Source organism: Mycobacterium sp. E136 (genome assembly GCF_001666865.1).
Lineage (GTDB): Bacteria > Actinomycetota > Actinomycetes > Mycobacteriales > Mycobacteriaceae > Mycobacterium.
The window spans coordinates 1-2764 of sequence record NZ_LZJE01000118.1; the positions used below are offsets into that span (position 1 = coordinate 1).

Genomic DNA, 2764 nt, shown 5'->3' on the forward strand with positions numbered 1-2764 from the left:
ATGGGCGCGGACGGCTTCCACAACGCCCTCGGACTCCCCGACGACCTGGCCGGGGCCTGCGTGCTGCTGGTCGACGGGCTGGGCGCCGACCTTCTCGACCGCAACGCCGCCGATGCGCCCGCGATGGCCTCGTTGCGCGGTCGGGCCCTGACCGTGGGTTTTCCGTCGACCACCGCCGCGGGTCTGGCGGCCGTCGGCACCGGCCGTCACTCCGGTGAGCACGGGTTCGTCGGCTACTCCTTTCGGGTACCGGACGCCGGTGTCATCAACGCCCTACGGTGGCGGCCACACCCTTGGGGCCAGGACCTTCGCAACACGGTCGTGCCCGAACAGATGCAGCCCATCCCGACCGCGTTCGAGCGGGCGGCCTCGGCGGGTGTCGCCGTCAGCGTCATCTCCGGCGCCCAGTTCACCGGCTCTGGCCTGACCCGCGCCGTGCTGCGCGGCGGGTGCTTCGTCGGCGTCCATGCGCTCGGTGACCTCGCCGCCGCCGTACGAGCCACGGTGTCCGACCGCGGTTTCTGCTACGGCTACCACGCCGATCTCGACATGCTGGGACATATATACGGCCCCGGATCGCCTCAATGGCGCTTGCAGCTGCGGCAGATCGACACCCTGATCGAGTCGGTGATCGAGGCCCTTCCGGCCGGCGGTCTGTTGGCCGTGGTGGCCGACCACGGCATGGTCGAGGTCACCGATGCCGAAACGGTCGACGTCGATGCCGCGCCCGCACTCCAACAAGGGGTGCAGGCGATCGGCGGCGAGGCGCGGGCTCGACACCTCTATATAGAGGACGGCTCACGCGACGACGTCCTCGCCGCCTGGCGGGCGACGCTGGGCGAGCGGGCATGGGTGCTCTCGCGCGACGAAGCCATCGACGCCGGCTGGTTCGGGCCGCAGGTCAGCGACGACGTGCGGCCCAGGATCGGCGACGTCGTCGCCGCCGCCCGCGGCTCTGCGGCGATCGTCCGGCGCACCGTCGAACCAATGGAATCGTCACTGGTCGGGCAGCATGGCTCGCTCACCTTCGCTGAACAGACGGTCCCGTTGCTGGTGGCGGTCGGCTGAACCATACCCGCTTCGTCGCCACTGGTCGCCGGGATAAGCGGGGTTACAAGGGATTTCAGATCTTGATCGGGCCGCGCGGCGGCAATTCGGTTGCCGCGCCGACGAATTGGCCAGTGGTAATCGACGTTGCTGAGTTAGCTTGAAAAGCGAGATTCTGCAATGCTATTCGTGAAGTACACTATAGAAACTGCAGGCTGTGAACGCTGTCACAGAATTTGGCGGCGTTGCCGCGACGCTTGTAGCGTCCGACCGCATGTTTGCTATTGCCACGCTTTTGACGCTTGTAAACCAGGTGTCCGGCACGCCGTACGTCTCCGGCGGCGACTCGCCGGCCGGTACGGACTGCTCGGGCCTGGTGTCTTGGGTGACGAATGCAGCCACCGGTCGGCCCGTCTACGGCGACCGGTTCAACACGGGAAACATCGAGAACGCCCTGCTCGAGCGCGGGTTCCAGTACGGCACTCAGCCGGGTGCGCTGGTCGTCGGCTGGAACAGCGGCCACACCGCGGCCACCCTGCCCGACGGCACGCCCGTCTCGTCCGGTGAGGGCGGCGGCGTAAAGGTCGGCGGCGGTGGCGCCTACCAGGGCCAGTTCACCAAGCACATGTTCCTGCCGGTGCCGCCCGAGCAGCCCATGGTCCCCGGTGCGCCGGCCGCGCCGGTCGTGATGATGGCTGGCCACGAGCCCGCCGCCCCGGCCGATCCGTTCGCGCCGCCGCCGCCGCCTCCCGCTCCTGCCCCGCCTCCGGCGGATCCGTTCGCGCCGCCGCCGCCTCCGGCACCGCTGCCTCCGGCCTGAGCGCGACCCGCGCCCGGATAACCTCTGCGGCGTGATCGTGCTTCTTCCGCCCTCGGAAACCAAGCGGGTCGGCGGCGACGGGCCGCCGCTGCGCCTGGAGTCCCTCAGTTCGCCGGAGCTCGGGCCACTGCGCACCGAACTCGTCGATGAACTGGTGGACCTAGCCGCCGACCGGCCGGCCTGTCGGCGCGCCTTGGGGCTATCCGCCTCGCAGGACGCCGAGATCGATCGCAACGCCGAGTTGCGCAGCGCACCGACGCTGCCCGCGATCAGCCGTTACACCGGTGTCCTCTACGACGCCTTGGACGTCGGGTCGCTGCACGGCGCAGCCGCATCCCGTGCACGGTCGCGGCTGGCCGTCGGCTCGGCGCTGTTCGGGCTGTTGCGCGCCGATGATCCGGTGCCTGCGTACCGGCTCTCGGCGACATCGAAGCTGCCGGGTCGGCCGACGCTGGCGGCACGGTGGCGCCCACTGCTGGAACCCGTCCTCGCCAAGTGGTCGGCCGACGAGCTCGTCGTGGATCTCCGATCCGGTTCGTACGCGGCGCTCGGACGGCTCCCCGACGCTGTCCGCGTCGATGTGGTGGCCGAGAAATCCGACGGTCGCCGCAGTGTGGTGACCCACTTCAACAAGGCGCACAAGGGGCGACTCGCGCGAATCTTGGCGAGCACGCGATCCGAACCGGCGGATGCAGCAGCGGTAGCCGCCGTGGCGCGGCGCGCCGGGATGCGGGTGGAACGCCGCGGAGACGAGTTGACCGTCGTCTTCGACGCCTGACCGAACGCGTCAGATCTTGACGATCATGTCGCTGGTGTAGAACTCCGCGGGATTCTGCGAGAACGGGTCGGGCCGAGTGATCCACACCCACACTCCCGTCGCACCCGGCTCGACGCTGT

General features: G+C 69.5%; 3 protein-coding genes. All 3 read left to right on the forward strand.

Features of this window, described 5'->3' with window-relative positions:
- Window positions 1-1068 (forward strand): alkaline phosphatase family protein (locus tag A5698_RS08390; protein WP_068295510.1); only part of this gene is annotated, 1068 nt, incomplete at its 5' end.
- Between the two features lie 253 nt (window positions 1069-1321).
- Window positions 1322-1867: an NlpC/P60 family protein gene (locus tag A5698_RS08395; RefSeq protein WP_068295512.1), complete on the forward strand. Its 546-nt coding sequence runs from the start codon at window positions 1322-1324 to the stop codon at window positions 1865-1867.
- Between the two features lie 31 nt (window positions 1868-1898).
- Window positions 1899-2645 (forward strand): peroxide stress protein YaaA, encoded by a 747-nt coding sequence (gene yaaA / locus A5698_RS08400; protein WP_068295514.1) that lies wholly within the window; start codon window positions 1899-1901, stop codon window positions 2643-2645.
- The last annotated feature ends 119 nt before the right edge of the window (window positions 2646-2764 follow it).

Bases quoted from the DNA above. Each gene is read 5' to 3' on its own strand.
- A5698_RS08395 (WP_068295512.1), top strand. From the start codon at position 1,322: ATGTTTGCTATTGCCACGCTTTTGACGCTTGTAAACCAGGTGTCCGGC.